Raw genomic sequence first — 24522 nt, 5'->3', positions numbered from 1 at the left:
GCGCGCTCGTGGCCACGGCCGGGCCGGAATTCACGCAGGTGCGACTGGTGCGGGCGCCTTCAGGCCGGAGCCGGTGAGCAGCACCACGGTCGTCTCGGAGGGCAGGATCGCGCGGCGCGCGATGAGCTCGCTCAGGCCCGCAGCGGCGGTTGCACTCGTCGGTTCTGCGAAGAGTCCCCGTGCAGCGAGCTCAGCGTGCGCAACGCGAATGCCCTCCTCCGGGATCGCCACCGTGCCGCCTCCGCTCTCGTGCAGCGCGTCGATCATGACGCCGAGACGCAACGGGTGCGCGATCGCCGCGCCCTCCGCGACCGTCGGCCGCACCGTTCGGCCGAGCGGCTGCGCGCCGGGTTTCACGTGGAACGCCGCGTCGACCGGCGAGCAGTTCAGCGGCTGCGCCGCGTAGAGCCGTGGCAAGCGATCGATGGCGCCGACGCGCAGAAGTTCGCGGAAGCCGAACGCGCACCCGAGCAGGCTGCTGCCCGCTCCCACCGGCATGACGATCGCGTCGGGAGCGCGAAATCCGAGATCTTCCCAGATCTCGTACGCGAGTGTCTTCGTGCCCTCCAAGAAGAACGCCTGCCAGTTGTGACTGGCGTACCACCCGCCGTCGCGCTCGGAGGCGGCGATCGCAGCCTCCTGCGATGCGACGCGCGGCCCCTCGACCAGCTCGATGCGAGCCCCGTACGCGCGCGCCTGCACCAGTTTGCCCGGTGACGTGGTTGCCGGGGCGAATACGGAAACGCCCAGGCCGCCCGCAGCGCCATAGGCGGCGATCGACGCGCCGCCGTTGCCCGAGCTGTCTTCGATCACCGACTTCGCGCCCTGCTGACGCAGCACCGACAACATCACGCTCGCGCCCCGGTCTTTGAAACTGCCGGTCGGCGAGCACCACTCGAGTTTCCAGAGCGGCTGTGCGCCGTCCCACTCCCCGCGCACCAGCGGCGTGCGCCCCTCGCCCAGCATGATCGGCTCGGCGATGTCAACCGCGAAGGCCGCGCGATAGCGCCACAGGCCCGGAGCGTTGACGTCGATATCGCGTCGCGTGATCCCGCGCCCTGGCGCCAGCAGCAGTGGACCTCCCGTGTCCGAGCGCCAACGACCCGGCTCGAGCGCGTATCGAGCGCCCGTCGCCGGGTCGAGGTAAGCGGCCCCACCCCTCATGTCGTGCGACGCCGCCGGGTCAGCGCCCGGGTCCGTGGCCCTCGTCGCCATCTCGACCGTCGCCAGCAGCATCATCACGGCGAGGTTCGCCGGCGTCACGATCAGACGCATCCGCCTCTCGCACGTCGTTCGCGACGACGCCTGTGCCAGCCTCGCCGCCGATCTCCGCCGTCACCGCGGCAGTCTTGGCCGCGGGCGCTGGCTTGCCGCTGCGCATCGCGGCCAGCCGACCTGCGCGTCTCCCCAGCCACGACACGGTGAGGTTGATCGCCAGGTAGATCACCACGGCGACCACCCAGAACGTGAAGAGATAGCGGTTGCCGTAGAAGGTGGAGGCCTGCTTCACCGTCGACGCGAGCTCGGAGTAGGCGACGATGTAGCCCAGCGACGTGTCCTTCAGCAGCACCACGAGCTGCGCGATGATGATGGGCAGCATCTGCGTGAAGGCCTGGGGAAACTCGATGAGCAAGCGGGTGCGCACCGGCGTCAGGCCGATCGACAGGCCCGCTTCGCGCTGCCCCTTGTTCAGCGCGACGATTCCCGCGCGCAGGGCCTCGCCGATGATCGCTCCGTTGTAGATGATCAGCGCGATGACCACCGCGCCGAAGGCGCCCGTCGATGCCACGAGCAGGATGAAGAGCATCATCAGCAGCACGGGCATGCCTCGGAAGAACTCGAGCAGCACGGTCGTCGGAATGCGGATGAAGGGGCTCGTCGCCAACCGCCCGAATGCGAAGATCATGCCGAGCAGCACCGCACCGACCATCGCCACCGCCGCAGCGCGCAGCGTGTTCAGCACGCCCCGGCCGATGAACTGCCACACCTCGCCGTAGGCCAGAACATCCCAGCGCGAAGCGTCGAACATGCCCGGGTTCTCGTTGCCGTTCACCGAGATCTGGGGCTGCGCGAGGCGCCACACCACCCATCCGAGGAGCGCGGCGACCACCAGCACGCCGACGACCGAGATGATGCGGGATCGCCTGCGCGCCTTGGGCCCGGGGGCGTCGTAGAGGACTGTCGCGGTACTCATCGCAGCACCCGCACCTTCTTCTCGATCTGCCCGGCGATCAGACCGAGCGGAATGGTAATGAGGAGGTAGAAGCAGGCGACGCCGACCAGGATCGGGATCACCGCCTGGCCGTTGCTGTTGGTGAGCTGGCGCGCCGTGGCGAAGAGCTCGACCACGAAGAAGCCGCCCGCGACCGAGGTGTTCTTGGTCAGCGCGATGAAGACGTTGATGAGCGGCGGCACCACCATGCGCAGCGCCTGCGGCAGCACGATCAGCGAAAGGGTCTGCCCGAAGCCGAGACCGATGGAGCGAGCGGCCTCCGCCTGCCCGACCGGTACACCATTGATACCGCTGCGGAGCGCCTCGGCCACGAACGGCGACGTGTACACCGCGAGACCGATCGAGGCGAGCACGACGTAGGGCGGCTTGTCTGGCACGATCAGCGGCAGTACGAACACCATGAACAGCAAGAGCAGCGTCAGCGGAATGTTGCGGATCAGTTCGGTGTACACCGTCGCGAACCCGCGCAGCGATGCGACCGGACAGATGCGCAGCACGGCGACGACGAGGCCGATCACCAGAGCGCCGAGGCCGCCGAACAGCAGCAGCCGCAGCGTCATCAGGAAGCCGGCGAGAATATCGTCGGCGTTCTCGAGCAAGACATCCACGATCGGGATCCCTTCATCAGGGCTGACCCGGGGGCTGCGTGCGCCGCCCCCGGGTCAGCTCAATTCCGAACAAGCGGATGGAACGGCGTGATGCCGCGCCGCATCAGTAGCGGTCGATCGCCGGGGGCTCCGGCGTCTCGAGCACCTTGCCCGCGGTCTTCTCCCAAGCCGCAGCCCAGTCGCCGTTGTCGAACGACTCCTCGAGCGTGTCGTTCACGAAGCCGCGGAAGTCGTCGTCGCCCTTCATGAGGCCGATGCCGTAGGGCTCCTCGGTGAACGGATTCTCGATCACTTCGAACTCGCCCTCGTTCTGGTCGGCGAGACCCGCGAGGATCACGTTGTCGGTCGACACCGCCACGACCTCACCCGATCGGAGCGGCTCCAGGCAGTTCGAGTACGTATCGGTGGCGAGCACTTCGACGCCCGCCTCCTTGAGGTTCTCCTCCGAGGTCGAGCCGGTGACCGAGCAGACCTTCTCGCCCGCCACATCGTCGATTCCCGTAATGCCGTCGGGGTTGCCCGAGAGCACGAGCAGATCCTGGCCCGCGATGTAGTACGGGCCGCCGAAGTCGATGACCTGCTTGCGGTCGTCGTTGATGGTGTAGGTGGCGATCACCAGATCGACCTCGCCGTTCTCGATGAAGGGCTCGCGGTTTGCGGAAACCGCTTCCTTCCACTCGATCTGGTCTTCTGCGATGCCGAGCTTCGCGGCGATGAGCTTGCCCATCTCGACATCGAAGCCCTCAGGGGAGTTCGTGGTCGGATTCATCAAGCCGAAGAGCGGCTGGTCGTACTTCGTGCCGATCGTGATCTTGCCGGCCTCGTTCAGCTTCGCCATCGTCGTACCTTCGTCGAAGGTCACGTCCTCGACGGGCGCTGGTGCCGACGAGTCGTCGCCTGCATCATTGGGCGAGCCTGAGGCGCAGGCCGTGAGGGCCAGGAGTCCTGCTGCGGCGAGGACGGCTCCGTACTGAGCAATTCGCATCATTTCTGCTTTCTCTTCGGTGAGTTGGGGCGTGGTGACGCCGTTGGCCGGGGGGGCTCCGACGCCGAATTCGGGGGTTCGGTCAGTGGCCCAGGATCTTCGACAGGAAGTCCTGGGATCGGGAGGTCTTCGGATCGGTGAAGAACTGCTCGGGAGTGGCTTCTTCGACGATCTGGCCGTCGGCCATGAATACGATGCGATCTGCGGCGCGCCTGGCGAAGCCCATCTCATGCGTGACGACCACCATCGTCATGCCGTCGTTGGCGAGCCCGATCATCACATCGAGCACCTCGTTGATCATCTCGGGGTCGAGTGCGGAGGTCGGCTCATCGAGCAGGATCAACTTGGGGTCCATGGCGAGGGAGCGCGCGATGGCGACGCGCTGCTGCTGACCGCCCGAGAGCTGCGACGGCAGCTTGTGCGCCTGGTTCGCAATGCCGACGCGGTCGAGCAGCGTCATCGCCTTCTCCTCGGCGGCCTTGCGGGAGAGCCCGCGCACCTTCATCGGGCCGAGCGTGACGTTCTGCAGGATCGACTTGTGCGCGAACAGGTTGAACTGCTGAAACACCATGCCGACGTCGGCGCGCAGCGTTGCCAGCCCCTTGCCCTCTTCGGGGAGCGGCTGCCCATCGATCGAGATCGTGCCAGAGTCGATCGTCTCAAGGCGGTTGATCGCGCGGCAGAGCGTCGATTTTCCCGAACCCGACGGCCCGAGCACGACGACCACCTCGCCGCGGCCCACCTGTGTATTGATGTCGTTGAGCACATGCAGCTCGCCGTAGTGCTTGTTCACCGAATCGATGATGACGAGTGGCTCCCGATCGTCACGGACCACTCTGACCGCTGTCGTGTCTCCCATGCTGCGATCGTACAAAGAGAGCGGCTTCGAGGGGTAGCTCTTGTGCCGTTTCCACAAACCTGGCTAGGGTGAGGGAAAACTCCTGATCGTCGGCGAGAACGCTCGAACCAGCGCACTGAAGTGCCGAGCGTGTGCAAAGTATGCCCGGCCGGCGAACGCAATCGTTACCGAGCTGACACCTTGCGAGTGCGAAACACAACGCAAACGAGGAAGATCGCGGTGAGCACGAGACCGACGGATCCTCCCGCCGCGATCGAGAACTCCCGCGAGATCCACAGACCGATGAGGCCGCCTGCCACGCCGAGACCTGCCGAGATCACGGGGATCCACTCGAGACGCTGCGTGAGCACGCGAGCGGCCGCAGCGGGCGCGATGAGCACGGCGACGCCAAGAATCGCACCGACCGCAGGCATGGCGACGACCACAGACGCGGCAATGACGCCCGTCACCGCGAGCTCGATCGGCCAGCTGCGAAAACCGGCGGCCGCGAACCCGACCGGATCGAACGTGTGGAAGAGGATCCGGCGCCCGAAGACCGCGACGATGATCACGGCTCCGAAGAGTACCCCCGCGGTGGCGGCGACGTCGGCGACGCTCACTCCGAGGGGTGATCCGACGAGCAGCGCCTCGACGGGCACGCCGAGTCCGGGGTTCAGCGCGGCCAGCAGCGTGCCGAGGGCGAAGCCGAATGAGAGCACGACGCCGCTGGTCACCTGCCGTCCCTGTCCGGGGATACGCGCCAGCAGGGTCATGGCCAGCACGAGCACTGCGGCGAAGAGCGCTTGACCGATCAGCAGATTCCAACCGACCACGGCGAACACCACTCCCCCGGGGAACGTGGCGTGGCTCAGCGCGACGGCGAAGAACGAGCGTCGGCGCAGCACGATCAACGTGCCGGCGACGCCGGAGAGCAGCCCGAGCAGCACGAGTTCGAGTGAAGCGAGTGCGAAATAGCTCATGCCGCACGTCGCTTTCGCAGGGCGGCACGAGCTGTTCGGATCAACGCCGCGAGCACGTAGACCGTGACGAGCAGCAGCACGACGACCGCGCCGGGTGACACCGTCGCGCCCAGCGACGTCGACCACTCGAACGAGAGCCAGAGCCCGGCGATCCCCGCCCCCAGCGGGAGCAGGATCGCGACGGGGATGAGCAGTGCGAAGCCGCGAGTCAGCAATCTCGATGCGGCCATGGGAACGGTCAGCAGCGCGATCACCATCAGCACTCCGAGCGCCTGCACCCCGGCGACGACGAGCAGAGCCACCGCGATGGCGAGGGCGAGGTCGGAACGCAGCACGCGGAAGCCGGCCGCTTGTGCGCCCGCGGCGTCGAACGATCGGAACAGCTGCGCTCGCCAGGTGAACCCGATGATCGCGACGGCGACGATCGCAACGACGAAAATCTGCCAGAGCTGCGTCTCGGTCACGGTCAGGAGGCGCCCGAACAGCAGCTCCGAGAGCTCCGAGACGTACCCCTCCTGCTTCGACACGAGCACGACGCCGAGGCTGAAAAGCCCGGTGAGCACCACGGCGATTGCGGCATCGGCGCCCACACCGCCCCGATGCTCGATCAGGGTGAAGAGCACGGCGGCGAGGATCGCGGCGACGAGTGCCCCCGGAAGCAGTCCGGCGGATCCGCCAATCACCGAACCCACGACGAGCCCGGGAAAGACGGAGTGCACCAGCCCGTCGCTCACGAATTCGAGTTCTCTGAAGCTGATGAAGAGTCCGACGACTCCGGCGGCGATGGCAAGGATCGCAACGGTGAGCAGCGCCCGCCACATGAACGGCAGCGCGAAGATCTCAAGCGGACCGGCCTGAACGAAGTGCAGCACGGGCGCCAGTACCGAGGGCGTCACTCCGTCTCCCGCGTCGTGGTCACGGTGTGGTGATCGAGTTCGACGGTCGTGTCTTGGAAGGCGTGCTGCACCGCATCGAGCGTCAATGCCTCATCGACCGAGCCGAATGCGGCCGGGTGACCCGGCTGGTTCGGGTGATGCCCGCTCGCCAGCAGCAGCGCATGGGAACAGGCCTCCTGCGCGATCTCGAGATCGTGCGTCGAGACGATGATCGTGCGCCCCTCGGCTCGCAGTTCGCGCACGAGCCGCAGGAGCACGTCGCGGTTCTCGCGGTCGAGACCGTTGAACGGTTCGTCGAGGAGCAGGAGCTGCGGGTCGGAGACGAGCGCGCGCGCGAGGATGCCGCGCTGCTGCTGCCCGCCCGAGAGCTCGCCGAATCGGTGCGAGGCCCAGGCCGAGAGACCCACGCGTTCGAGTGCGTCCGCCACGGCGCCACGGCCGGCGCGGCCGATCGGTCGCAGGGCTCCGCGTGAGCGATAGAGGCCCATGGTGACGACCTGGCGGAGCGTGATGGGAAGCGTGGCATCACGCGTATCCGCCTGCGGGAGCGACCCGATGCGCTTGCGGGCGCGATCCGGAGTCTCGCCGAGCACCCGGACGGATCCGGCGGTGAGATCGGCGAGGCCCAGGATGCCGCGCAGCAGCGTCGACTTGCCTGAACCGTTGGGGCCGATCAGCGCCACCGCAGCTCCTGCGGGCACCTCGAGCGTCAGTCGTTCAACTCGTGCCGTGCCGGTGTAGCCGAAGGCGGCGCCGTCGAGGAAGAGCGCGATCTCCGCGCCTGCCGGCGCTCCCGCATTGATGCTCTCGGAGCGGATCGACTGCGGAGTGACGCAGTGCTGCGCGTCGCCGGCGTCGGGTGCTGCGTCGCGTGCGGCGGTCATCCCTGCAGACTATCGGGCACCGCATCGACCTGCGCGCCCCACGCCTCGAGAATGACCGTCGTGTTGTGCACGGTCGCTCCGATGTAGGTCGCGCCATCGCTCTCCGGGGCCCCCAGGGAGTCCGCGTACAGGCTCTCGGCGTCGACGACCTCGACTCCGGCTTCGTCGGCGATGGTCTTCGCGAGTTTCGGGCTCATCGAGGACTCGACGAACACCGCCCGCACGCCGTGCTCCTCGATGGATGCCACGAGCGCATCGATATCGGCGGCGCTCGGCTCCGCGTTGTCTTCGAAGCTGGGCAGGATCGACCCGGCGAACTCGATGCCGTAGTCGTGCAGGTAGTAGCGCAGCGAATCGTGGCCGCTCACGAGCACCCGCTCATCTGCCGGCACGCGATCGAACTGCGTTGCCACCCAGTCGTCGAGCTCCTGCAGACGCTCGGTGTAGTCGGCAGCGCGCTGCTCGTAGTCGCTCGCGTGATCCGCATCCGCGGCCGCCAGTCCGTCAGCGACTTCGGCAACCATGCCGATCGCGTTCGCAGGAGACGTCCAGATGTGCGGGTTCACATCGCCGTGATCGTGATCGTGCTCCGCCTCATCGGCGTGATCGTGATCGTGATCGTGATCGTGCTCATCGGCTCCGCCACCCTCGGAGGTGATGTGCTTGGCCTCGTCGAGGTCGATGCCGTCTGCCGCCGTGATGATGGTGCCATCGAAGCCGGAAGCGTCGACCGCGTCGTCCACGAAGGTCTCGAGATCGGCCCCGTTGACGATCAGCACGTCGGCCTCGCCGAGCGCCAGCAGGTCTGCCGGGCTCGGGTCGAAGTGGTGCGCCGAGGCGTTGGGCGCGAGCAGCCCCGTGAGTTCGATGTCGTCGCCGCCCACTTCGTGCGCGAAGTCGGTGAGCTGCGTCGTCGTTGCGACGACTGTGAGGCCGCCTCCGCTGCCGCCCTCTTCGGCTGCTGCACCGCCGCTGCACCCGGTGAGCGCGAGGAGCGAGGCAAGTGCCGCACTGGTGAGAATGGCGGGCTTCGACGAACTTGAGATGCGATTCATGACACACTTTCTAATGAGAACGAGTATCACTATACACGCGACGATCTATCCGAGCGCGGCCACCAGCGCTGCACGCCACGTCTTCTCGTCGACCCGCAAGTGCGCAGTACCCCCGCTTCTCACGTGCTCGAGCAGCACGATCTGCATCAGGCCGCCCACCAGTTCGGGGAGCATCGGGACGGCGGCGTGCTGTGGATGGCGCCGCACGGTCTCAGAGATTTCGCTCGCGAAACTCGCGATGGACGTGCGGTAGTACGCGTTCACCGACGGCACTGCGAGGAGCGCTTGGCGCAAGCGCCTCCGCCGAACGTCCTCATCACTCGGCGTCGCCGGATAATCGATGTTGTCGCGCAGCGCAGAGAAGGCGGCGTGCATCGGCGACTCGCCCCGTCCGAGTCGGGCATGCAGCTCGGCCGCGACGCCGGGGAAGAAGCTGCCGCCGAACAGCACCGCCTCTTTGCAGGGGAAGTACCGGAAGAAGGTGCGGCGCGCGACACCGGCTCGAGCGGCGATCCCATCGATCGAAGCCCGCTCGAAGTCGAGCTCCTCGATGAGGTCGAGCGCCGCGGTGCGGATCGCTGCGCTCGTCTGCGCCTTGCGCTGCTCCCGGGTGAGCGGGGCCCCCGGGGCGGCGGCATCGGCGGCGGCATCGGCTTGTGGTGTCGTCATCGTCTTCTCGCTCCCGGGTCTTTGCGACATCCTTTCATGCCCGGGCACCACTTCTGGCACTGGTGTCACGAACTGTTCACGTCGCATTCGTCCTCCCGAAAGTGGCACTGGTGCCACGATTCACCTCGGATCCGTAGCTTTCTCGATGTGGCCGGAACTCGGTCACCACGAACCAGGAGGATCCATGTCTCGAAAGTGGGCCGCACGCGGTCTCGCCGCAGTCTCCGTCATCGGCGCCCTCACGCTCACCGCGTGCAGCGCTGATGCCGCCGGATCGGCGCCTTCCGGCGCAAGCTCAGCCGCACCCGTGGAGGGCGGTGCGATGTCGATCGGCCTCGACCGGGAGGTTCCCAGCCTGGACCCCGCCGACGGGGCCATCGTTCAGCAGCCAGTGTTCGTCGTCGCGAACGCGATCTATGAGCCGCTCCTCGCGCCCGGGCCCGGAGGCACGATGGTGCCAGGCCTCGCGGAATCCGTCACGGCCGACGCGACCGGTCTCACTTGGACGATCGAGCTCCCCGAGGGGCTCGCGTTCTCCGATGGCAGCCCACTGACCGCCGACTCGGTGAAACTGCACCTCGAGCGTCTCAACGATCCTGCGACGCAGTCCGCCGCCGCCGCGCAGACCGCGCAGATCACCGAGATGCAGGTCGAGAGCGACACGACGCTCGTGCTCACGCTTACAGCCCCCAACGCCGACTTCGACGCTCAGTTCGCTCGCGCACTCGGAATGGTCACCTCGACCACCGCGAACGATGAATACGGATTCCCGCTCGGCGCAGGACCGTATCAGGTCGAGAAGTTCGTCGGCGGGGACTCCATCATAGTCGTGCGCAACGAGAACTACGGCGGCGACAAGACCGGTCATCTCGACGAGATCGCCTACCGGATGATGCCAGACGCCGAGTCGCGTCTGCAGAGCCTCCAGGCCGGCGACCTCGATCTGATGTGGACCGAGGTGACGAGCCAGTTCCAGCAGGCCCGCGACGATGCCTCGCTCACCGTCCACGCGGCTCCGGCGGCCGTGAGCTCGATCATGCTCAACCTGCAGAGCCCGAAGTTCGCTGACCACGACGTGCGCGAAGCGCTCGCGCAGGCGATCGACCGGGATGCGGTGAACGCAGTCGTCAACCTCGGCGAAGGCACGCCCGTCGACAACCCCTACGCACTGCTCGGCGACCTCGCGCCCGACGTCGACTACCCGCAGCATGACGTGGCAGCGGCGAAGCAGGTGCTCGAGGGAAAGAATCTCGCGTTCGACCTCACGGTGAACAACCGCACCGAGACCATTCAACGCGGGACCGTGCTCAAAGACATCCTCTCGGAAGTCGGCGTGACCGTCACGCTGAAGCCCGTCGACCCCGCCGAATTCGGTGCGGTGCTCGGTGCGAACGACTTCGAGGCCGTCGACTTCGTGACCTCCATCTACTCCGACGCCTCGGGCGGGCTCCTCACGAGCCGCACCGGCTCGCCCTACAACTTCGGCGGCTACTCCGACACCAGCGCCGACGAGATGCTCGACGCAGCCGCCGGTGAGACCGATGCGGCGGAGCGCGCCGTACTGCTGCAGGGCGTCGCGCAGAATCTCGCCGACAACCTGCCGACGCTCTGGCTCACGGCGAACAACGCCGGCTTCATCGCGCAGGCCGAGGTCGCCGGCATGCCGAACCTCGACGGCTTCTCGCTGATCTCCGTGCAGCCCGCCGAGATCGGCTGGCGCGAGGCGCAGCAGTGATCCGCGCCGGGTTGCCGCGGCTGCTCCGGGCCATCGGGGTGCTGCTCGTCATCGCAGCGCTTACCTGCCAGCTCGCATTCCTCATGCCCGGCGACCCGGCCCTGATCCTGCTCGGTCCGGAGTCGACAGACGCTCAACGCGCCGAGCTGCGCCACACGCTCGGCCTCGATCGGGGCTTCTTCCCGAGATTCCTCGACTGGATGGGAGGCGTGCTCATCGGCGATTGGGGCACCTCCTTCGCCTCCGGGCGCCCGGTACTCGGCGAGATCCTGGAGCGGCTACCGGTGACGGTCGAGCTCGTGCTCCTCAGTCAGCTGCTCGCTCTCGCCCTCATCATTCCGCTCGCGCTGGGAAGCGCTCGACGCGTCAACGGCGTCTTCGACCGCGTCGTCTCGACCGCCACATTCGTGGCGCTTGCGATCCCCTCCTTCGTCGTCGGCGTGCTGCTCATCTTCGTCTTCGCGGTGCACCTCGGCTGGCTCCCCGCGACCGGCTATGTGCCCTTCTCCGAGCACCCGCTCGAGAATCTCCGGAGGATGGTGCTTCCCGCGCTGACCCTCGGCATCGCGGAGGCGGCCGTCTACACTCGCGCCCTCCGCGGCGCGGCCATCGAAGCAGTGCGCTCTCAATTCGCCTACGCGACGATGGTGCGCGGGGCGAGCGACCGCGCACTCCTCTGGCGGCGGATCCTGCGCCCGTCGTCCCCCTCGCTCGTGGCGATGCTCGGCATCACGGTCGCTACCGCTCTCGGCGGGTCGCTCCTGGTCGAGCAGCTGTTCGCGCTCCCAGGGCTCGGGCGGCTCACGGTCGGAGCGCTTGGCGCCCGAGATCTGCCCGTCATCCAGGGGGTCGTGTTCTTCGCCGCAATCGTCGTGGTCGTCGCCGGCATCATCACCGACATCGCACTCGCCCTCATCGATCGGAGAAGCATCCGTGGTCGCTCCTGAACTCACTCTCGCCGCGCCTGGCCCGAGCGGGGCGCGCGGCCCTCGAGCGCGCTTCGCCCACACCGGCATCGTGCTCGCAGCCGGATGGCTGGCACTCCTGACGATCTCCGCGCTCGCGGCAATCGCCGGCGCCGGCGCCGATCCGCTCGCGAACGACTACGAGGCCATCAACGAGCCGCCGAGTCTCGCTCACCTGTTCGGCACCGACAGCCTCGGCCGCGACATCTTCTCGCGCTCCATGCACGGTGCCGCGGCGAGCGGCCTCGTCGCGCTGTTGACCGTGGTGCTCGGCGGGGGCGTCGGCATCCTCATCGGAGTGCTCGCCGGGCTGGTGCGCGGAGCTGTCGAAGCCTTCGTGGGGTTCGTCACCGACGTCACGATCGCGCTGCCGTCGCTCATCATCGTCTCGGCCGTGGTCACCCTCGCCGGTCCGTCCATTCTCACGATCGGGCTGATCATCTCAGCATTCACGATCCCCCTGTTCGCCCGTCTCGCCCGGGCCGTGACACTTTCGATCGCGACCGAGAACCACGTCCTGGTCGCGCGCACCCTCGGCGCGAGCGGTTGGCGGATCCTCACCCGCGAGGTGCTGCCCGCGGTGCTTCCCCTGATGATGCCGGTGCTCATGACCACCGTCGCCGGGGCGATCGTCGCGGAGGGCGCCCTGAGCTTCCTCGGTTTCGGGCTCCGCCCGCCCGAGCCCTCGTGGGGGGCGCTCATCGCCCAGGGCCGCGCCGAGCTCTCGACTGCGTCGTGGCTCACCCTATTTCCGGCGCTCATGATCTGCATCACGATCCTCTCCGTGAACGTACTCGGCGAGCACTTCCGAGAGGCGAGCCGATGACCGCGTTCCCAGCGACCGAGAGCACCGCGCCAGACCTCTCGGCACCCATTCTCAGCGTGCGCGAGCTGACGACGACCATCCATACGCGCGGCGACGCGCGAGCAGTGGTCGAGAATGTCTCCTTCGACCTCGTACGCGGTCGCTCGCTGGCCGTGGTCGGCGAATCCGGAGCGGGTAAATCGATGCTGATCCGCTCGCTGCTCGGGGTCCACGCCCCGGGCGTCGACGCGCGCGTGAGGGGATCCGCCAGGGTGATGGGCGTCGACATGGCGACGGCCGACGCATTCGAGCGTCGCCGAGTGCTGCGGGAGAGCATCGGCATGATCCATCAGGATCCGCTTCGCTCGCTGAACCCCACCTACCGCGTCGGAACTCAGCTCACCGAATCGCGCGCGTTCGGGAACCAGCGCCCCTCGCGCCGGTCGCTTCACCGCCGCGCGATTGAAGCGATGGCGGCGGTCGGGTTTCGAGACCCCGTTCGCGAAGCGCGCCTCCTTCCGCATGAGCTCTCCGGCGGCCAACGACAGCGCATCGGGATCGCCGCCGCGACGCTCAATGAACCTGCACTGCTCATCGGCGACGAGCCGACCACGGCCCTCGACGTGACGGTGCAGAAGCGCGTGCTCGATCTGATCGATGAGATGCGGGAGCGCACCGGCGCAGCCCTCCTGCTCGTGACGCACGACTTGGCCGTCGCAGCGGAGCGGTGCGACGACCTGATCGTCATGCGCGCCGGCAGCGTGGTCGAAGCCGGGCCGACCCTGCAGCTGCTCACCGCGCCTGAACACCCGTACACCCGCGCGCTCATCGACGCGATTCCACGCCTCGACGGGCCTCGAACGCGACGGTTGTGCACCCCGACCGAAGGGAACCTGTCATGACCACTGCGCCCGCCCTCGACGTACGTGACCTGACCGTCGGCTACGGGGAGCGCACCGTGCTCCACGGAGTGAGCCTCGCCGTGCCCCGCGGCGGATGCGTCGGCTTGGTCGGCGAGTCGGGCTCGGGTAAATCCACTCTCGTACGCACGGTCATCGGGTTGCAGCGCCAGCGTTCGGGGACCGTGACCGTGGCCGACGACGGCCCCCCGAACCCCGTGCAGATGGTGTTCCAGGATCCGATCTCGTCGCTCAATCCGCACCGACGGGTGCTCGACATCGTCGCCGAGCCCGACACGATCCGCGGCGTCGGCACGCGCAGCGATCGCCGGGAAGCGGCCAGCGAGCTCCTCGCGCGCGTCGGGCTCGATCCTCACCGTTACGGCGACGCGAAGCCCGGCAAGCTCTCCGGCGGCCAGGCGCAGCGCGTCGCGATCGCTCGGGCGCTCATGGCGAAGCCCAGCCTGCTGCTGTGCGACGAGCCCGTCTCGTCGCTCGACGTCTCCGTGCAGGCCCGCGTGCTCAACCTCTTCGCCGAGCTGCGCGAGGAGACCGGCCTGAGCATGCTGTTCGTCACGCACGACCTCGCGGTCGTACGCATGATCTCCGACGACGTATGCGTGCTCAACGAGGGCCGCATCGTCGAACGAGGGCCGACTGAACAAGTCGTCACTCATCCGTCCCACCCCTACACCCGAGAGCTCCTCGCGGCAGCACCGCGTCTGCCCCGAGCCTGAACACCCGTCTGCGAAAGGACACCAATATGACCCGCACATTCCCGAAGGGCTTCACCTGGGGATCGGCGACCTCCGCGTATCAGGTCGAGGGGGCGTGGGATGCCGATGGGAAGGCACCGTCGATCTGGGACACCGCGACGCGTGCCGGGTTCACCACCCCAGACGGTTCCAGCGGAGACACCGCAATCGATCAGTATCACCGCTACCAGGAGGATTTCGATCTGTTGCGCGAGCTGGGCGCGAACGCCCACCGTTTCTCCACCTCGTGGCCGCGCATCGTCATCGACGGTTCCGGCACGGTGAACTCCGCCGGGCTGGATCACTACGATCGGGTAGTCGACGCACTCCTCGCCCGCGAGATCGACCCGGTGCTCTGCCTGTTCCACTGGGATACGCCGCAGTGGCTCGAGGATCAGGGCGGCATGATGCACCGCGACTTCGCCGAGCGCTTCGCCGAGTACGCCGGTCATCTCGGCGATCGACTCGGAGATCGCGTCGCACAGTGGTTCACGCTCAACGAGCCGGTGAACCCGAGTCTCGGCGGCTACTTCGCCGGAGCCCTGCCGCCTTACCGCACGGAGGGCATTCGCGGCGGCCTCATCGCAGCGCACCACCTCCTCCTCGCCCACGGCCGCTCGATCCAGGCGCTCCGCGCCGCTGGGGTCAGAGGTGACGTCGGCAGCATCGTCAGCATCGGCGGCGTCGCGCCTGCCACGAGTCATCCCGACGATGTCGCCGCTGCGAAGCTGGCCGAGTACTTCGAGGGCCGGCTGTTTCTCGATCCCATGCTCGGCGGCGCTCACCTGCCGGAGGTGGCCGAGGTGCTCGGCGACGCTCTGCAGGAGGGAGACGAAGAGACCATCGGGCAGCCGCTCGACGTGTTCGGGTTGAACTGGTACTCCCAGTACGCAGCGACCACACCCGAGCGCGCGGCGGCTCACGCGCTCGGCGTTCCCGCTCGGGGCAGCGCAGTGCTGCAACTCGCGCAGGCGACGGCCCCGCTCGGTTTCGCGCTCGTTCCGACGCCTGGCGCACGGTGGGGAGGCGCGCACCGTCAGATCACACCCGGCGGGTTCCGTCGCGCACTCGACTGGCTCGACAGCACCTATCCCGACCATCCCGACGTACTCATCACGGAGAACGGCGTCGGCGGCGCAGACGAGCCCGGAGCAGACGGAGCGGTGCACGACACCGATCGCATCGAATACCTGACCTGGGCGCTCGAAGAGCTCGCAACGGCGATCGAAGACGGTGCTCGAGTCCGTGGGTATCACGTGTGGTCGAGCATCGACAATCTTCAGTGGATGGCGGGCTTCACCCATCGCTTCGGGCTGGTGCACGTGGACCCGCAGACGCTAGCGCGCACTCCGAAGGACTCATTCCGCTGGTTCCAGGAGGTCGTGCGCTCGGGCGCGGTACCCGACCCGTCGAACTGGATCGACGGCCCTCCCGCCGGGGACCATCTGGGCGTCGATGTCACGGGCGTCCGCAACGTTCGCGGAGTCGGAGGACTGCGCTTCACGGATACGGGTACGGTGCGCGATGGCGCGCTCCTGCGCAGCGCCGGTTTGCACACACTCACGCTCGACGGCGAGCGCGCGCTCACCGAGTACGGCGTGCGCACCGTCGTTGACCTGCGGGGCGCCGTCGAGCGCGCAGCGGCTCCAGATCCACGCTTCGGTCCGAAGCTCGTCTCGGTACCGCTCTACGAGCCCGCGCCGGGCGACTCTCAGCTCCTGGCGCTCCCCGAGATCTATCGCACGATCACGGACACCAAGGGCGCAGCGATCGTCGCGGTCGCCCGCGAGATCCTCGCTGCGGCCGACGGTTCTGTTCTCGTGCACTGCACGGCGGGCAAAGACCGTACCGGCGTGCTTGTTGCGCTGCTGCTCTCAGCGGTCGGCGTCTGCGATGACGACGTCATCGAGAGCTACACCGAATCCGCTGCCAGGCTCGGCGAAGGCTTCGCTGACGAGGTTCGCTCGCATTTCGGGGGCGTGATGATTCCCGCGGAGATGGAGGACTTCCTGTTCGCATCTCCCGCAGCGCATCTGCGGGACGTGCTCGAGAGAGTACGCCGTGAGCACGGCTCGACGTGGGCGTATCTTCTCGCCCACGGCCTCACCATGGACGAGCTCGCGCAGCTTCGCGCGCACTTTCGCAGCTGACCGCGGCACGGTGGTGCGCCGGGTCTGCTACCCCGGCACCACCAGCCGCACGGCGTTGCCCCACGGGTCCCAGGCGGTGATGCCCGACTCGGATCGCTCCGAGGTGTAACCCCCGTCTGCCAAGCGCGTCTCGATGTCGTCGATGGCGCCGGCCCCGGGCACTGCTACGGTGAACCCCGCGAGACCCGTCGCGTTCGTGCGGGACTCGGCGCCTTCGCTCTGCCAGGTGTTCGTGGCCACGTGGTGGTGGTAGCCGTCCGCGGCGTAGAACAGGGCGCCATCGGCTCGCGCGGTGACGGCGAAGCCGAGCGCACCGGCGTAGAACTCCTCGGCCTGCTCGAGGTCGCCGACCTTGAGGTGCACGTGACCCACGGTCGCGCCGTCTGCCGCGGCACCGTCGCCCAGGTGTTCGGCGATGAAGGCATTGGGATCGAGTTCTGCCGAGCCCAACTGCACCTCGCCCCGCTCCCACACCCATTCGCTCGCCGGGCGGTCGGCGTAGAGCTCGAGCCCGTTGCCCTCGGGGTCCAAGAAGTAGAACGCCTCGCTGACGGCGTGGTCTGCGGATCCCTGGAACGTGTGGGGGGCCGTGTTCGCGAGATTCAGAATGGCGGCGGCGAGCGCCTGCCGGTCGGGATACAGGATGGCCGAGTGGTACAGGCCGGGCTCGGCGAGCGTCGAGCCGTCCTCACCCTCCTCGTTGACGGTGAGTCGGATCAGCGGCTCGTCGAACCCGAGCACCGCTCCGGCTTCGGACTCCTCGAGCACCCGCAGACCGACGGCGTCGGCGTAGTAGTCGCGCACCGCGGGGAGCTCGTGCACGTGCAGTTCGACCGCGCCCATACTCGTTCCATCCGGCAGCGCAGCAGCGGGGGCCGCGTCACCTCCTGCGGAAGCGGACTGGGAGATCGCGAACCAGGTGATCCCTCCCGCAGCGGAGAGGAGCGCCCCGATGGCGACCGCGACGAGGATGGGCCTGCGGGAGCGTGGTGAGGAATCGATGCGCGGCACGCTGAGAAGAACGACGCGAGCACTGCGCGCATTCCCGGTCATCGCGCTCGTAAGCTGAAGGAATGGAAGATGCGGAGGCGCCCGGGAGTGCGGTGGCGTGGCGCGACGCGCTCCGCAGCGGTGAGATTTCGGCGCGCGAGGCGACCGGGTATTTCTTGCAGCGCATCGAGGATCGCCGAGACCTCGGAGCATTCCTCTCAGTGACGGCCGATCACGCGCTGGCGAGTGCGGCCGCTGCCGACGCGCGATTCGCTTCGGCCCGCCCCTCGGAGCGCGCGCTGCTGCCGCGTCTTCACGGACTGCCCACCGCATTCAAAGACCTCGTCGAGGTCGCCGGGGTCGCGACCACGCGCGGGAGCGCTGCACTGCGGCACCCGGTCGCCGCGTCCGATGCGCCCGGCGTCGCGATGCTCCGCGAGGCCGGCGCGATCGTGCTCGGGAAGACGCAGGTTCCAGAGCTCGGCCTCACCGGCTATTCGGAGAACGCGATCGCCCCGGCGGCCCGGAACCCGCTCGATCTCTCGCGCACCCCGGGCGGTTCATCGGGCGGGAGCGCTGCGGCGGTCGCGGCCCGCCTCATCCCCGTCGGCCCCGGAACCGACGGCGGCGGCTCGATTCGCATTCCGGCGCTCGCGTGCGGGATCATCGGCCTGAAGCCGGGCCTGGGTGCGGTGCCCGGCGACGTCGGCAGCTCGGCCGCGCACGCCCTGCACGACGAATTCGGCGCCCCGCGGCTCACTGTGAGCGGCCCGCTGGGCGCGGACGCGGCAGATGCGGCGCTGCTCTTCGATGCGCAGCGCGGAGCGCGGAGCGAGCCGGCCCTCGCGGCCGTGCGCGCAGCCGACGGTCTCACAGGGCTGCGCATCGGGGTCACGGAGGCTTCGCCCTTCGCCTCCGCCTACCCGACCGCGCTCAGCGGCGATGCGCTCAGCGCGCTGGAGGTGGCGAGCGCGCGCCTCCAGGCGCGTGAGCACCGCATCGAGCAGGCGGCGATCTCCTACGACCCGGGGTACCCGGAAGCGTTCACCACCGCGTGGACGGCGGGCCTCTCACGGGTGCCGCTCGCCGCCGATGCGGTCGAACGACTGATGCCGCTCACCCGCGTCTTCCGCGAACGCGCACTCGCCCGGAGCGCCGAGGCGCACGGGCGCGCGGGGGCACGACTGCGCGAGTTCGCCGCCGATGTCCGAGCGCAGTGGGGCCGCTACGACGCGGTGCTCACGCCCGGGCTCACGATGCTGCCGCCCCGCATCGGCGCCTTCACGTCCCTCGACCCCGACGACGACTACCGCCTGCAGTGCGAGTGGGCGCCCTTCACCTCGATGGTCAATGTGTCGGGGCTGCCGGCGATCGCCGTGCCGATACTCCGGCTGCCGACCGGGCATTCGATGGGAGTGCAGCTCATCGGCACGACGGGGTCGGAGGCGCGGTTGCTGCAACTCGCGGCGCAACTTCTGGGAGGGTGAAACCGCGATTCGCGGAGGTGTTGCTCGCGAGGGCAAAGCTGTCGGCGGGGCGGCAGGGCCGCTCCGGATCTTCCAGGAATCTTGCAGCGCACTTCATTAGCACTCTCAGGTATCGAGTGCTAAATTATCTGCACATTGAGTGACAGGCACTCAAGTTTCAGTGGAAGGAGATAATCATCATGGCAATGACGTTCGATCCCTTCAGCGAACTGGATCGCTGGGCCGCAGGAGCGCTGCAGCAGGCGCGCTCCGGTCCGCGCCAAATGCCCGTCGACCTGCAGCGCGACCACGAGCGCTACGTGCTGAACGCCGATCTGCCAGGCGTCGATCCCGGATCGATCGACGTCGACGTCGACGGCCAGCTGCTGACCATCCGCGCCCAGCGCACCGCCGACGCGGCGGAAGGTTCGAAGTGGCTCACACGCGAACGCCCCTCCGGCACGTACCTCCGCCAGTTCAGCGTCGGGCAGGGCGTCGACATCGCCGGCATCTCGGCGTCCTACGACAACGGCGTGCTGAGCGTCGTCATCCCCGTCAGCGAGCAGGCGAAACCGCGCAAGATCGCAGTGGAGGGCCAGACGGAGGCCCGCGCTTCCGACGCGCAGAAGTCGCTCACGCACTAGCGGACGAGCGCACGGCCGGGGCGCGTGCGCGATCGGTCGGGGCAGCGGCGCGATTCGCGCTCCTGCCCCGACCAAGGGCCTGACGCGGCCGATGAGCAACACGCGCCGTCCGTCACTCCTCGTCACTCGGTCGCGTCGAGAGGATCCCCCATCAACTCACGGGCGCGCTCGATCAGCGCCACCGTTTCGAGCGTGCGCTCGAGCGGGCGCAGCGGAGACTCGAGCAGACCGGAGTCGATGCACCGCGCGACCTCCAGCGCCTCCCAGAAGAGCTGCGTGTGCCCGAGCGGCTCCTCGTGCCAGCGGAGCTCCTCGCCGTCGTGGAATCGCACCGTCACCGGCCCCGGCTGGTAGAAGGGCGCATCGAGCACGAGCGTCGCCTCGGTGCCCGCGATGTACGCGGTGGTCGGCGTATCGGCGAGCATCGATGCGCTGACGGTGGCGAGGCGATCGTGCTCGTCGTTCAGCAGCGCGTGGAACTCGCCTACCGCCCCCCGCGCGGCGCCCGCCGGCGCGGTCTCGCGGCGACCGTGGGCGGACCGCACCCCCAGCCCCGGGACGACCTCGTTCGCGAACATCAGCGTGTACGAGCCGATGTCATTCATCACCCCGCCGCCCTGATCGGGGTCCATGGCCCGATGATGATCGACGAGCCGCTCGCCGAGGTTGGCGTGCACCTCGACGATGTCGCCGAGCAGGCCGGCCCGCAGCACCTGCCGCACCACCGAGAAGCGCGGAAGCGCGAGCGACCACACGGCTTCCATCGCGAAGACTCCGCGGGCGCGTGCGAGGTCGGCCAGGCGCCGGGCGTCCGATACACGAGGCGTCATCGGCTTCTCCACGAGCACCGGCTTGCCCGCCTCGATCGCCAGGCTGGCGTGGGCGAAGTGGTCGAGGTGCCCGGTGGCGACGTACACGACGTCGATGTCGCTCGCCACGAGCTCCTCGTACGAACCGTATGCGCTGGCAATGCCGTGCTGCTCGGCGAACTGCTGCGCGCGGGCGAGGCTGCGCGAGCCCACGGCTACAACCTGCTGAGCGGTCGAACGGTGCAGAGCCTCTACGAACTTGCCGGCAATCCACCCGGTACCGAGAATCGCCCAGCGCTGCACCGGCACCGCCATCGGGTCGGGCACGTCGGGTGCGGGCAGCACGCGCGCATTCACGCCCCCGCCCCCACCGACACGAAGACGCCGCCCGAGCGCATCGAGGCCACCGCGGCCGCTGCGACGCGAGTGGCTCTGGCCCCGTCCTCGACCGTCGCCAGCGTCGGCGCCCGCCCGTCATTCAGCGCCGACACCCACTCCTGCAACTCGAGGCGGTACGCCTCGGCGAATCGGGGGCGGAAGTCGGCCGCCAAGCCGTTGCGCGAGGCGAGCTCGGCGTGCGTCTGCACCGGGTACGGCTCCGCGATCGACACCGCACCCGTCTCGCACAGCACCTCGCAGCGCATGTCGTAGCCGTATCGGGCGTTGAGCGAGTTCTCTACCGTCGAGAGGGCGCCGTCGGCCGTGCGCAGCAGCAGCAGGAAGGGTTCGCTCAGGCCGTCACTCATGGCGCTCGGCACCGCCGGCGCATGCCAGCTCACCTCGGTGACCTCGGACCCGAGCAACCACGGCACCACATCGATGTCGTGAATCGCCGAATTGAAGATCACCGTCTCATCGGTCGCCCCGGGTCCGGTCGTCACGCCGCGCCCGACCGAGTGCACCATGACCGGGCGTCCGTGCGCCCCCGAGTCGACCTCGCGCTTCTGAGCAACATAGCCGGGATCGAATCGGCGCATGAACCCTTGATGCACGAGGGGCACACCGGCGCCGACGGCCGTGCGATGCGCGGCGATCACGCGATCCGCCTCCTCGACCGAGTACGAGAGGGGCTTCTCGCAGAGCGTGGGCTTGCCCGCAGCGATGCACGCGAGCGTCTGCGCTGCGTGCAGCGTGTCTGGGGACGCGATGAGCACCGCCTCGACATCGGGAGCGTTGATGAGTTCGAGGGGGTCGGCGTGGGCGACCGCGCCCGGAATCGCCGCGACGACGGCGCCCGCTCGCTCTGCGTCGGGATCGGCGACGGCGACGACCGTCGCGCCCGAAACCTGCTTGTGCAGCAGCTGCGCGTGAAAGGCGCCCATGACGCCGGTGCCGATGATTCCGATTTTCATGTTGATCCCCTGTAGTTACTGATCGTATGCGCCGGGCACGTTCTGATCCCAGTCGATGATCGAGCCGGTGACGACACCGCTGCGAGCGCTCAACAGGAAGACGATCGCGTCGGCGATCTCATCGGGCCGACCGAGTTTTCCCATGGGCTGCTTGGCTTCGGCCCGCTCGAGCCAATCGTCTTCCGCACCGTGGAACGTCTGCTGAGTGATGGCCTCACCCGGTGTCGCGGTCCACCCGATGTTGAGCCCGTTGATGCGAATGCGGTCGAATCGGTGCGCGAACGCCGCGTTCTTGGTCAAGCCCGCGAGTCCCGCCTTCGACGCCACGTAGGGTGCGAGGTACGGCTGCCCGCCGTGCATGGACATGCTGATCACATTGACGATCGTGCCTGGCACGCCGCGTCGACGCATATCGGCAACGACCCCCTGCATCATCATGAACGGCACCGTGATGTTGAGGTTCAGATGCTCCTGGAGCAGTTCGCGCGACGTGTCGAGCAGCGTGCCCCGCGTCGTCGCTCCCGCTGCGTTCACCAGACTGTCGACTCGACCGAAGTGCGCGATGGTCTCGGCGACGACGCGCTCGGCCTCCCCCGCGACGGCCAGATCGGCGATGATCGCGCGTGCTTCGAAACCGTCCCTTGCCGAGCCGTGCTCACGGATCGCGGCGAGGGCGACCTCAGCCTTCTCACCGCTCCGGCCGACGATGACAACGCCTGCGGCGTCCTCGCGAGCCGCGGCTTCGGCGACGGCGCGCCCCAGGCCCTGCGTGCCCCCGGTGACGATGAGAATCTTGCCGGTGAGTAATTGCTGCATGTGATGCGCTCCTTCGGGATCTGCTGCTGCTACTGCAACGGGCGCTGCTTCAGTCGGCCAGCCTTGCCGGGCGGAGCGGCAGACCCGCTCCGGTGTAGATCGCGTCGATCATCTGCATGGTGCGGCGGGATCGATCCAACTCGATGCGCGAGCGCTCGCCGTTGCGCAGCGCTGCTCGCACCCGGCCCAGCTGATACGCGTACGAAGACGTCGTATCGAGCTGTTCGATGCGCTCTTCGACGCCGGCACCGCTGGTGCTGCGCACGATGAGCCGCCCGTCTTCTTGCGGCTTGACGAAGTTCGGCAGCACGACCTCCCCCAGGCTGCCGCTCACCCGGAGCCCGAAGTTCCACTCGGGGCTCTCCATGCTGGTGTGGATCGATGCGGCGACGCCTCCGAGGTGCATCTCGGCAACGACGGTCGCATCGACCCGCGCGTCTGCCTCGTACGGCTCGGCTCGTGCGGAATCGAGTTCGAGTTCCGCGTTGCCGGGGAGTCCCGCCCCGGCGAGCGCCTCCCGGAGCAGGAGCAGCGCGTTGACCGCGTAGCAGCCGAGATCCATCATGACGCCACCGGCCAGATCGAAACTCCATCTCGGGTCTTCGGCACCCGGATCCGGCATGTCCATTTGCACGTCGATGCTGCGGATCTCACCGATCGCACCGTCTCGCACCTGGCTGATGAGTCGGTGCATGCCGGGGTGGTCGGCGTAGTGGAATGCCTCCCAGGCCCATCCGCGCGAATGCTCGAGTCGGGCGGCGACCCGATCGAATTCGGCGAGATTCGCAGCCATCGGCTTCTCGACGAGCACATTGCGGCCGGCTGCGAGGGCTCGCGCCGTCCACTCGGCGTGCAGCGCGTTGGGCAAGCCGATGTAGACGAGGTCGAGCGAATCGTCTGCGATGAGCGACTCGTAGCTCTCGGCCGCCGACTCGAAGCCCCGCTCGGCGGCGTAGCGCTTCGCGCGCTCGGGATCCCGCGCCGCCACCGCAGCACGCACATCATCCGTCTCCTCAGTCGCCGCGATGATCGACACGTCGGCGATGCGGGAGGCCCCGAGCATGCCGATGCGCAGCGGGGCGTTCACGCGGCCACCGTGCCAGTCTCGCCGAGCGCCTCGCGCAGGAAAGCGACGCTGCGGTGCGCATTGTCGAACGCACGCGTCGCGTCTGCCTCACTTTCGACAACGGTGTCCTGCTCCAGCACGTACCACCCCGCGTACCCCGCGTCGCGCAGCGCCCCGATGATCTCGCCGATGCGCGCGTCGCCCGAGCCGAGCGCCTGATACATGCCCTGACGCACCCCCTCGCGGTAATCGATCTCTCCCGCACGCACCCGTGCGGCGACGGCGAGGCTCACGTCTTTCAAGTGCGCGTGCACCATACGGCTCGCGTGCTGCTGCACGAACGCGACCGGATCGCCGCCGCCGAGCGTGTAGTGCCCCGTATCGAGGCACAGCCCGAGGCGGGAGCCGGCGACCACTCGCTCGACGGCTTCGGGCCTTTCGACGACGGTGCCCAGGTGGGGGTGCAGCGTGGCGACCACGCCGACCGCTGCCGCGGCGTCGAGTGCGCGATCGAGGTTGGCCAGCAGCGTCGCCCACTCGGTTTCCGTGAGCTCGGCGGCCCCGTCGTATCCCTCCGCGCCCGTCACGGCCGACAGCACGAGGGTCGTCGCGCCAGACGCGACGTACGCCTCGAGCTCACGCTCGATCGCAGGCAGCGGATCCTCCGCCTCGCGGTGCAGCACCACGGGGAAGAACCCGCCGACCGCGCTGAGCCCCGCAGCGTCGAGCGCAGCGGCTCGCTCGGTCGGTGCGTCGGGCAGAAACCCCTCGGGACCGAACTCGGTCGCCGTGATCCCGAGCGAGACCATCTCTGAGAGCACGCGCTCGCGCTCGAGCTGCAGCCCCCAATTCGGAACTTCGATGACGCCCCAGCTGATGGGGGCGGATGCGATACGTGCAGGGTGCGCCATGTGCGACTCCT

The 24522-nt window shown here is 68.3% G+C and carries 24 protein-coding genes; 8 read left to right on the top strand and 16 right to left on the bottom strand.

Annotation, left to right across the window (positions count from 1 at the left end; all coding sequences use genetic code 11):
- Positions 1-30: 30 nt before the first annotated feature.
- From AB0O71_RS07365 to AB0O71_RS07320, 10 genes are all read right to left on the bottom strand, one after another.
- Positions 31-1275, bottom strand: a complete 1245-nt coding sequence (locus tag AB0O71_RS07365) for a pyridoxal-phosphate dependent enzyme (protein WP_363743774.1) — start codon at positions 1273-1275, stop codon at positions 31-33.
- The gene (locus AB0O71_RS07360; protein WP_363743772.1) at positions 1184-2194 is read right to left on the bottom strand and encodes an amino acid ABC transporter permease; all 1011 of its coding nucleotides are present in this window, start codon (positions 2192-2194) and stop codon (positions 1184-1186) included. Before AB0O71_RS07360 ends, AB0O71_RS07365 begins: the two co-directional genes overlap by 92 nt.
- Positions 2191-2841 (bottom strand): amino acid ABC transporter permease, encoded by a 651-nt coding sequence (locus AB0O71_RS07355; protein ID WP_363743770.1) that lies wholly within the window; start codon positions 2839-2841, stop codon positions 2191-2193. Before AB0O71_RS07355 ends, AB0O71_RS07360 begins: the two co-directional genes overlap by 4 nt.
- Before the next feature lie 103 nt (positions 2842-2944).
- The gene (locus tag AB0O71_RS07350; RefSeq protein ID WP_363743906.1) at positions 2945-3826 is read right to left on the bottom strand and encodes a glutamate ABC transporter substrate-binding protein; all 882 of its coding nucleotides are present in this window, start codon (positions 3824-3826) and stop codon (positions 2945-2947) included.
- A gap of 82 nt (positions 3827-3908) precedes the next feature.
- Positions 3909-4685 carry an amino acid ABC transporter ATP-binding protein gene (locus AB0O71_RS07345; RefSeq protein ID WP_363743768.1) on the bottom strand — a complete coding sequence of 259 codons (777 nt, stop codon included), beginning with the start codon at positions 4683-4685 and terminating at the stop codon, positions 3909-3911.
- A 164-nt stretch (positions 4686-4849) separates the two neighbouring features.
- A complete protein-coding gene (locus AB0O71_RS07340) occupies positions 4850-5644 on the bottom strand; it encodes a metal ABC transporter permease (RefSeq protein WP_363743766.1) in 795 nt (264 codons plus the stop codon).
- Positions 5641-6540 carry a metal ABC transporter permease gene (locus AB0O71_RS07335; RefSeq protein WP_363743764.1) on the bottom strand — a complete coding sequence of 300 codons (900 nt, stop codon included), beginning with the start codon at positions 6538-6540 and terminating at the stop codon, positions 5641-5643. Before AB0O71_RS07335 ends, AB0O71_RS07340 begins: the two co-directional genes overlap by 4 nt.
- The gene (locus AB0O71_RS07330) at positions 6537-7424 is read right to left on the bottom strand and encodes an ATP-binding cassette domain-containing protein (RefSeq protein ID WP_363743761.1); all 888 of its coding nucleotides are present in this window, start codon (positions 7422-7424) and stop codon (positions 6537-6539) included. Before AB0O71_RS07330 ends, AB0O71_RS07335 begins: the two co-directional genes overlap by 4 nt.
- Positions 7421-8479 (bottom strand): metal ABC transporter substrate-binding protein, encoded by a 1059-nt coding sequence (locus AB0O71_RS07325; protein WP_363743759.1) that lies wholly within the window; start codon positions 8477-8479, stop codon positions 7421-7423. The genes AB0O71_RS07330 and AB0O71_RS07325 overlap by 4 nt, the downstream gene beginning before the upstream one ends.
- Positions 8480-8524: 45 nt before the next feature.
- Positions 8525-9148, bottom strand: a complete 624-nt coding sequence (locus AB0O71_RS07320) for a TetR family transcriptional regulator (RefSeq protein ID WP_363743756.1) — start codon at positions 9146-9148, stop codon at positions 8525-8527.
- A gap of 184 nt (positions 9149-9332) precedes the next feature.
- On the opposite strand from AB0O71_RS07320, the gene AB0O71_RS07315 reads away from it, so the two are divergent.
- The 6 genes from AB0O71_RS07315 to AB0O71_RS07290 are packed head-to-tail and all read left to right on the top strand — an operon-like array spanning position 9333 to position 16457.
- Positions 9333-10883, top strand: coding sequence for an ABC transporter substrate-binding protein (locus tag AB0O71_RS07315; protein WP_363743754.1), 1551 nt, complete (start codon positions 9333-9335; stop codon positions 10881-10883).
- Positions 10880-11830 carry an ABC transporter permease gene (locus AB0O71_RS07310; RefSeq protein ID WP_363743752.1) on the top strand — a complete coding sequence of 317 codons (951 nt, stop codon included), beginning with the start codon at positions 10880-10882 and terminating at the stop codon, positions 11828-11830. The genes AB0O71_RS07315 and AB0O71_RS07310 overlap by 4 nt, the downstream gene beginning before the upstream one ends.
- Complete coding sequence (locus AB0O71_RS07305) at positions 11817-12674, top strand: ABC transporter permease (RefSeq protein ID WP_363743750.1); 858 nt, start codon at positions 11817-11819, stop codon at positions 12672-12674. Before AB0O71_RS07310 ends, AB0O71_RS07305 begins: the two co-directional genes overlap by 14 nt.
- A complete protein-coding gene (locus AB0O71_RS07300) occupies positions 12671-13555 on the top strand; it encodes an ABC transporter ATP-binding protein (RefSeq protein ID WP_363743748.1) in 885 nt (294 codons plus the stop codon). The genes AB0O71_RS07305 and AB0O71_RS07300 overlap by 4 nt, the downstream gene beginning before the upstream one ends.
- On the top strand, positions 13552-14289 hold the full coding sequence (locus tag AB0O71_RS07295; RefSeq protein ID WP_363743746.1) for an ABC transporter ATP-binding protein: 738 nt from the start codon (positions 13552-13554) through the stop codon (positions 14287-14289). The genes AB0O71_RS07300 and AB0O71_RS07295 overlap by 4 nt, the downstream gene beginning before the upstream one ends.
- Positions 14290-14315: 26 nt before the next feature.
- Positions 14316-16457, top strand: coding sequence for a family 1 glycosylhydrolase (locus AB0O71_RS07290; protein ID WP_363743743.1), 2142 nt, complete (start codon positions 14316-14318; stop codon positions 16455-16457).
- Positions 16458-16484: 27 nt separating this feature from the next.
- Here the strand turns inward: AB0O71_RS07290 and AB0O71_RS07285 are convergent, their stop codons facing one another.
- A complete protein-coding gene (locus tag AB0O71_RS07285; protein WP_363743741.1) occupies positions 16485-17510 on the bottom strand; it encodes a VOC family protein in 1026 nt (341 codons plus the stop codon).
- 20 nt (positions 17511-17530) lie between these two features.
- On the opposite strand from AB0O71_RS07285, the gene AB0O71_RS07280 reads away from it, so the two are divergent.
- Positions 17531-18934 carry an amidase gene (locus AB0O71_RS07280; protein WP_363743739.1) on the top strand — a complete coding sequence of 468 codons (1404 nt, stop codon included), beginning with the start codon at positions 17531-17533 and terminating at the stop codon, positions 18932-18934.
- A 179-nt stretch (positions 18935-19113) separates the two neighbouring features.
- Entirely contained in the window at positions 19114-19557 is a 444-nt protein-coding gene (locus AB0O71_RS07275; protein WP_363743737.1) for an Hsp20/alpha crystallin family protein, read from the top strand.
- Between the two features lie 122 nt (positions 19558-19679).
- On the opposite strand, the gene AB0O71_RS07270 is transcribed toward AB0O71_RS07275, so the two are convergent.
- Genes AB0O71_RS07270 through AB0O71_RS07250 form a run of 5 tightly spaced genes read right to left on the bottom strand, consistent with a single transcriptional unit; the run spans position 19680 to position 24511 of the window.
- The gene (locus tag AB0O71_RS07270; RefSeq protein WP_363743735.1) at positions 19680-20711 is read right to left on the bottom strand and encodes a Gfo/Idh/MocA family oxidoreductase; all 1032 of its coding nucleotides are present in this window, start codon (positions 20709-20711) and stop codon (positions 19680-19682) included.
- A gap of 8 nt (positions 20712-20719) precedes the next feature.
- Positions 20720-21718, bottom strand: coding sequence for a Gfo/Idh/MocA family oxidoreductase (locus AB0O71_RS07265; protein WP_363743733.1), 999 nt, complete (start codon positions 21716-21718; stop codon positions 20720-20722).
- A 15-nt stretch (positions 21719-21733) separates the two neighbouring features.
- On the bottom strand, positions 21734-22534 hold the full coding sequence (locus AB0O71_RS07260; RefSeq protein ID WP_363743731.1) for an SDR family oxidoreductase: 801 nt from the start codon (positions 22532-22534) through the stop codon (positions 21734-21736).
- Positions 22535-22583: 49 nt separating this feature from the next.
- The gene (locus AB0O71_RS07255) at positions 22584-23621 is read right to left on the bottom strand and encodes a Gfo/Idh/MocA family oxidoreductase (RefSeq protein ID WP_363743729.1); all 1038 of its coding nucleotides are present in this window, start codon (positions 23619-23621) and stop codon (positions 22584-22586) included.
- Positions 23618-24511 (bottom strand): sugar phosphate isomerase/epimerase, encoded by an 894-nt coding sequence (locus AB0O71_RS07250; RefSeq protein WP_363743726.1) that lies wholly within the window; start codon positions 24509-24511, stop codon positions 23618-23620. Before AB0O71_RS07250 ends, AB0O71_RS07255 begins: the two co-directional genes overlap by 4 nt.
- Positions 24512-24522: the final 11 nt, after the last annotated feature.

The organism is Leucobacter sp. NPDC077196, assembly GCF_040687075.1.
In the GTDB taxonomy this organism is placed as follows: Bacteria; Actinomycetota; Actinomycetes; order Actinomycetales; family Microbacteriaceae; genus Leucobacter.
This window is presented reverse-complemented; position numbering and strand designations above follow the sequence as displayed.

Coding starts and splice junctions, on each gene's coding strand:
- AB0O71_RS07365 (WP_363743774.1), bottom strand. CDS start 1,275: ATGCGTCTGATCGTGACGCCGGCGAACCTCGCCGTGATGATGCTGCTG.
- AB0O71_RS07360 (WP_363743772.1), bottom strand. CDS start 2,194: ATGAGTACCGCGACAGTCCTCTACGACGCCCCCGGGCCCAAGGCGCGC.
- AB0O71_RS07350 (WP_363743906.1), bottom strand. CDS start 3,826: ATGCGAATTGCTCAGTACGGAGCCGTCCTCGCCGCAGCAGGACTCCTG.
- AB0O71_RS07345 (WP_363743768.1), bottom strand. CDS start 4,685: ATGGGAGACACGACAGCGGTCAGAGTGGTCCGTGACGATCGGGAGCCA.
- AB0O71_RS07340 (WP_363743766.1), bottom strand. CDS start 5,644: ATGAGCTATTTCGCACTCGCTTCACTCGAACTCGTGCTGCTCGGGCTG.
- AB0O71_RS07330 (WP_363743761.1), bottom strand. CDS start 7,424: ATGACCGCCGCACGCGACGCAGCACCCGACGCCGGCGACGCGCAGCAC.
- AB0O71_RS07325 (WP_363743759.1), bottom strand. CDS start 8,479: ATGAATCGCATCTCAAGTTCGTCGAAGCCCGCCATTCTCACCAGTGCG.
- AB0O71_RS07320 (WP_363743756.1), bottom strand. CDS start 9,148: ATGACGACACCACAAGCCGATGCCGCCGCCGATGCCGCCGCCCCGGGG.
- AB0O71_RS07315 (WP_363743754.1), top strand. CDS start 9,333: ATGTCTCGAAAGTGGGCCGCACGCGGTCTCGCCGCAGTCTCCGTCATC.
- AB0O71_RS07300 (WP_363743748.1), top strand. CDS start 12,671: ATGACCGCGTTCCCAGCGACCGAGAGCACCGCGCCAGACCTCTCGGCA.
- AB0O71_RS07295 (WP_363743746.1), top strand. CDS start 13,552: ATGACCACTGCGCCCGCCCTCGACGTACGTGACCTGACCGTCGGCTAC.
- AB0O71_RS07290 (WP_363743743.1), top strand. CDS start 14,316: ATGACCCGCACATTCCCGAAGGGCTTCACCTGGGGATCGGCGACCTCC.
- AB0O71_RS07285 (WP_363743741.1), bottom strand. CDS start 17,510: ATGACCGGGAATGCGCGCAGTGCTCGCGTCGTTCTTCTCAGCGTGCCG.
- AB0O71_RS07280 (WP_363743739.1), top strand. CDS start 17,531: ATGGAAGATGCGGAGGCGCCCGGGAGTGCGGTGGCGTGGCGCGACGCG.
- AB0O71_RS07275 (WP_363743737.1), top strand. CDS start 19,114: ATGGCAATGACGTTCGATCCCTTCAGCGAACTGGATCGCTGGGCCGCA.
- AB0O71_RS07265 (WP_363743733.1), bottom strand. CDS start 21,718: ATGAAAATCGGAATCATCGGCACCGGCGTCATGGGCGCCTTTCACGCG.
- AB0O71_RS07260 (WP_363743731.1), bottom strand. CDS start 22,534: ATGCAGCAATTACTCACCGGCAAGATTCTCATCGTCACCGGGGGCACG.
- AB0O71_RS07250 (WP_363743726.1), bottom strand. CDS start 24,511: ATGGCGCACCCTGCACGTATCGCATCCGCCCCCATCAGCTGGGGCGTC.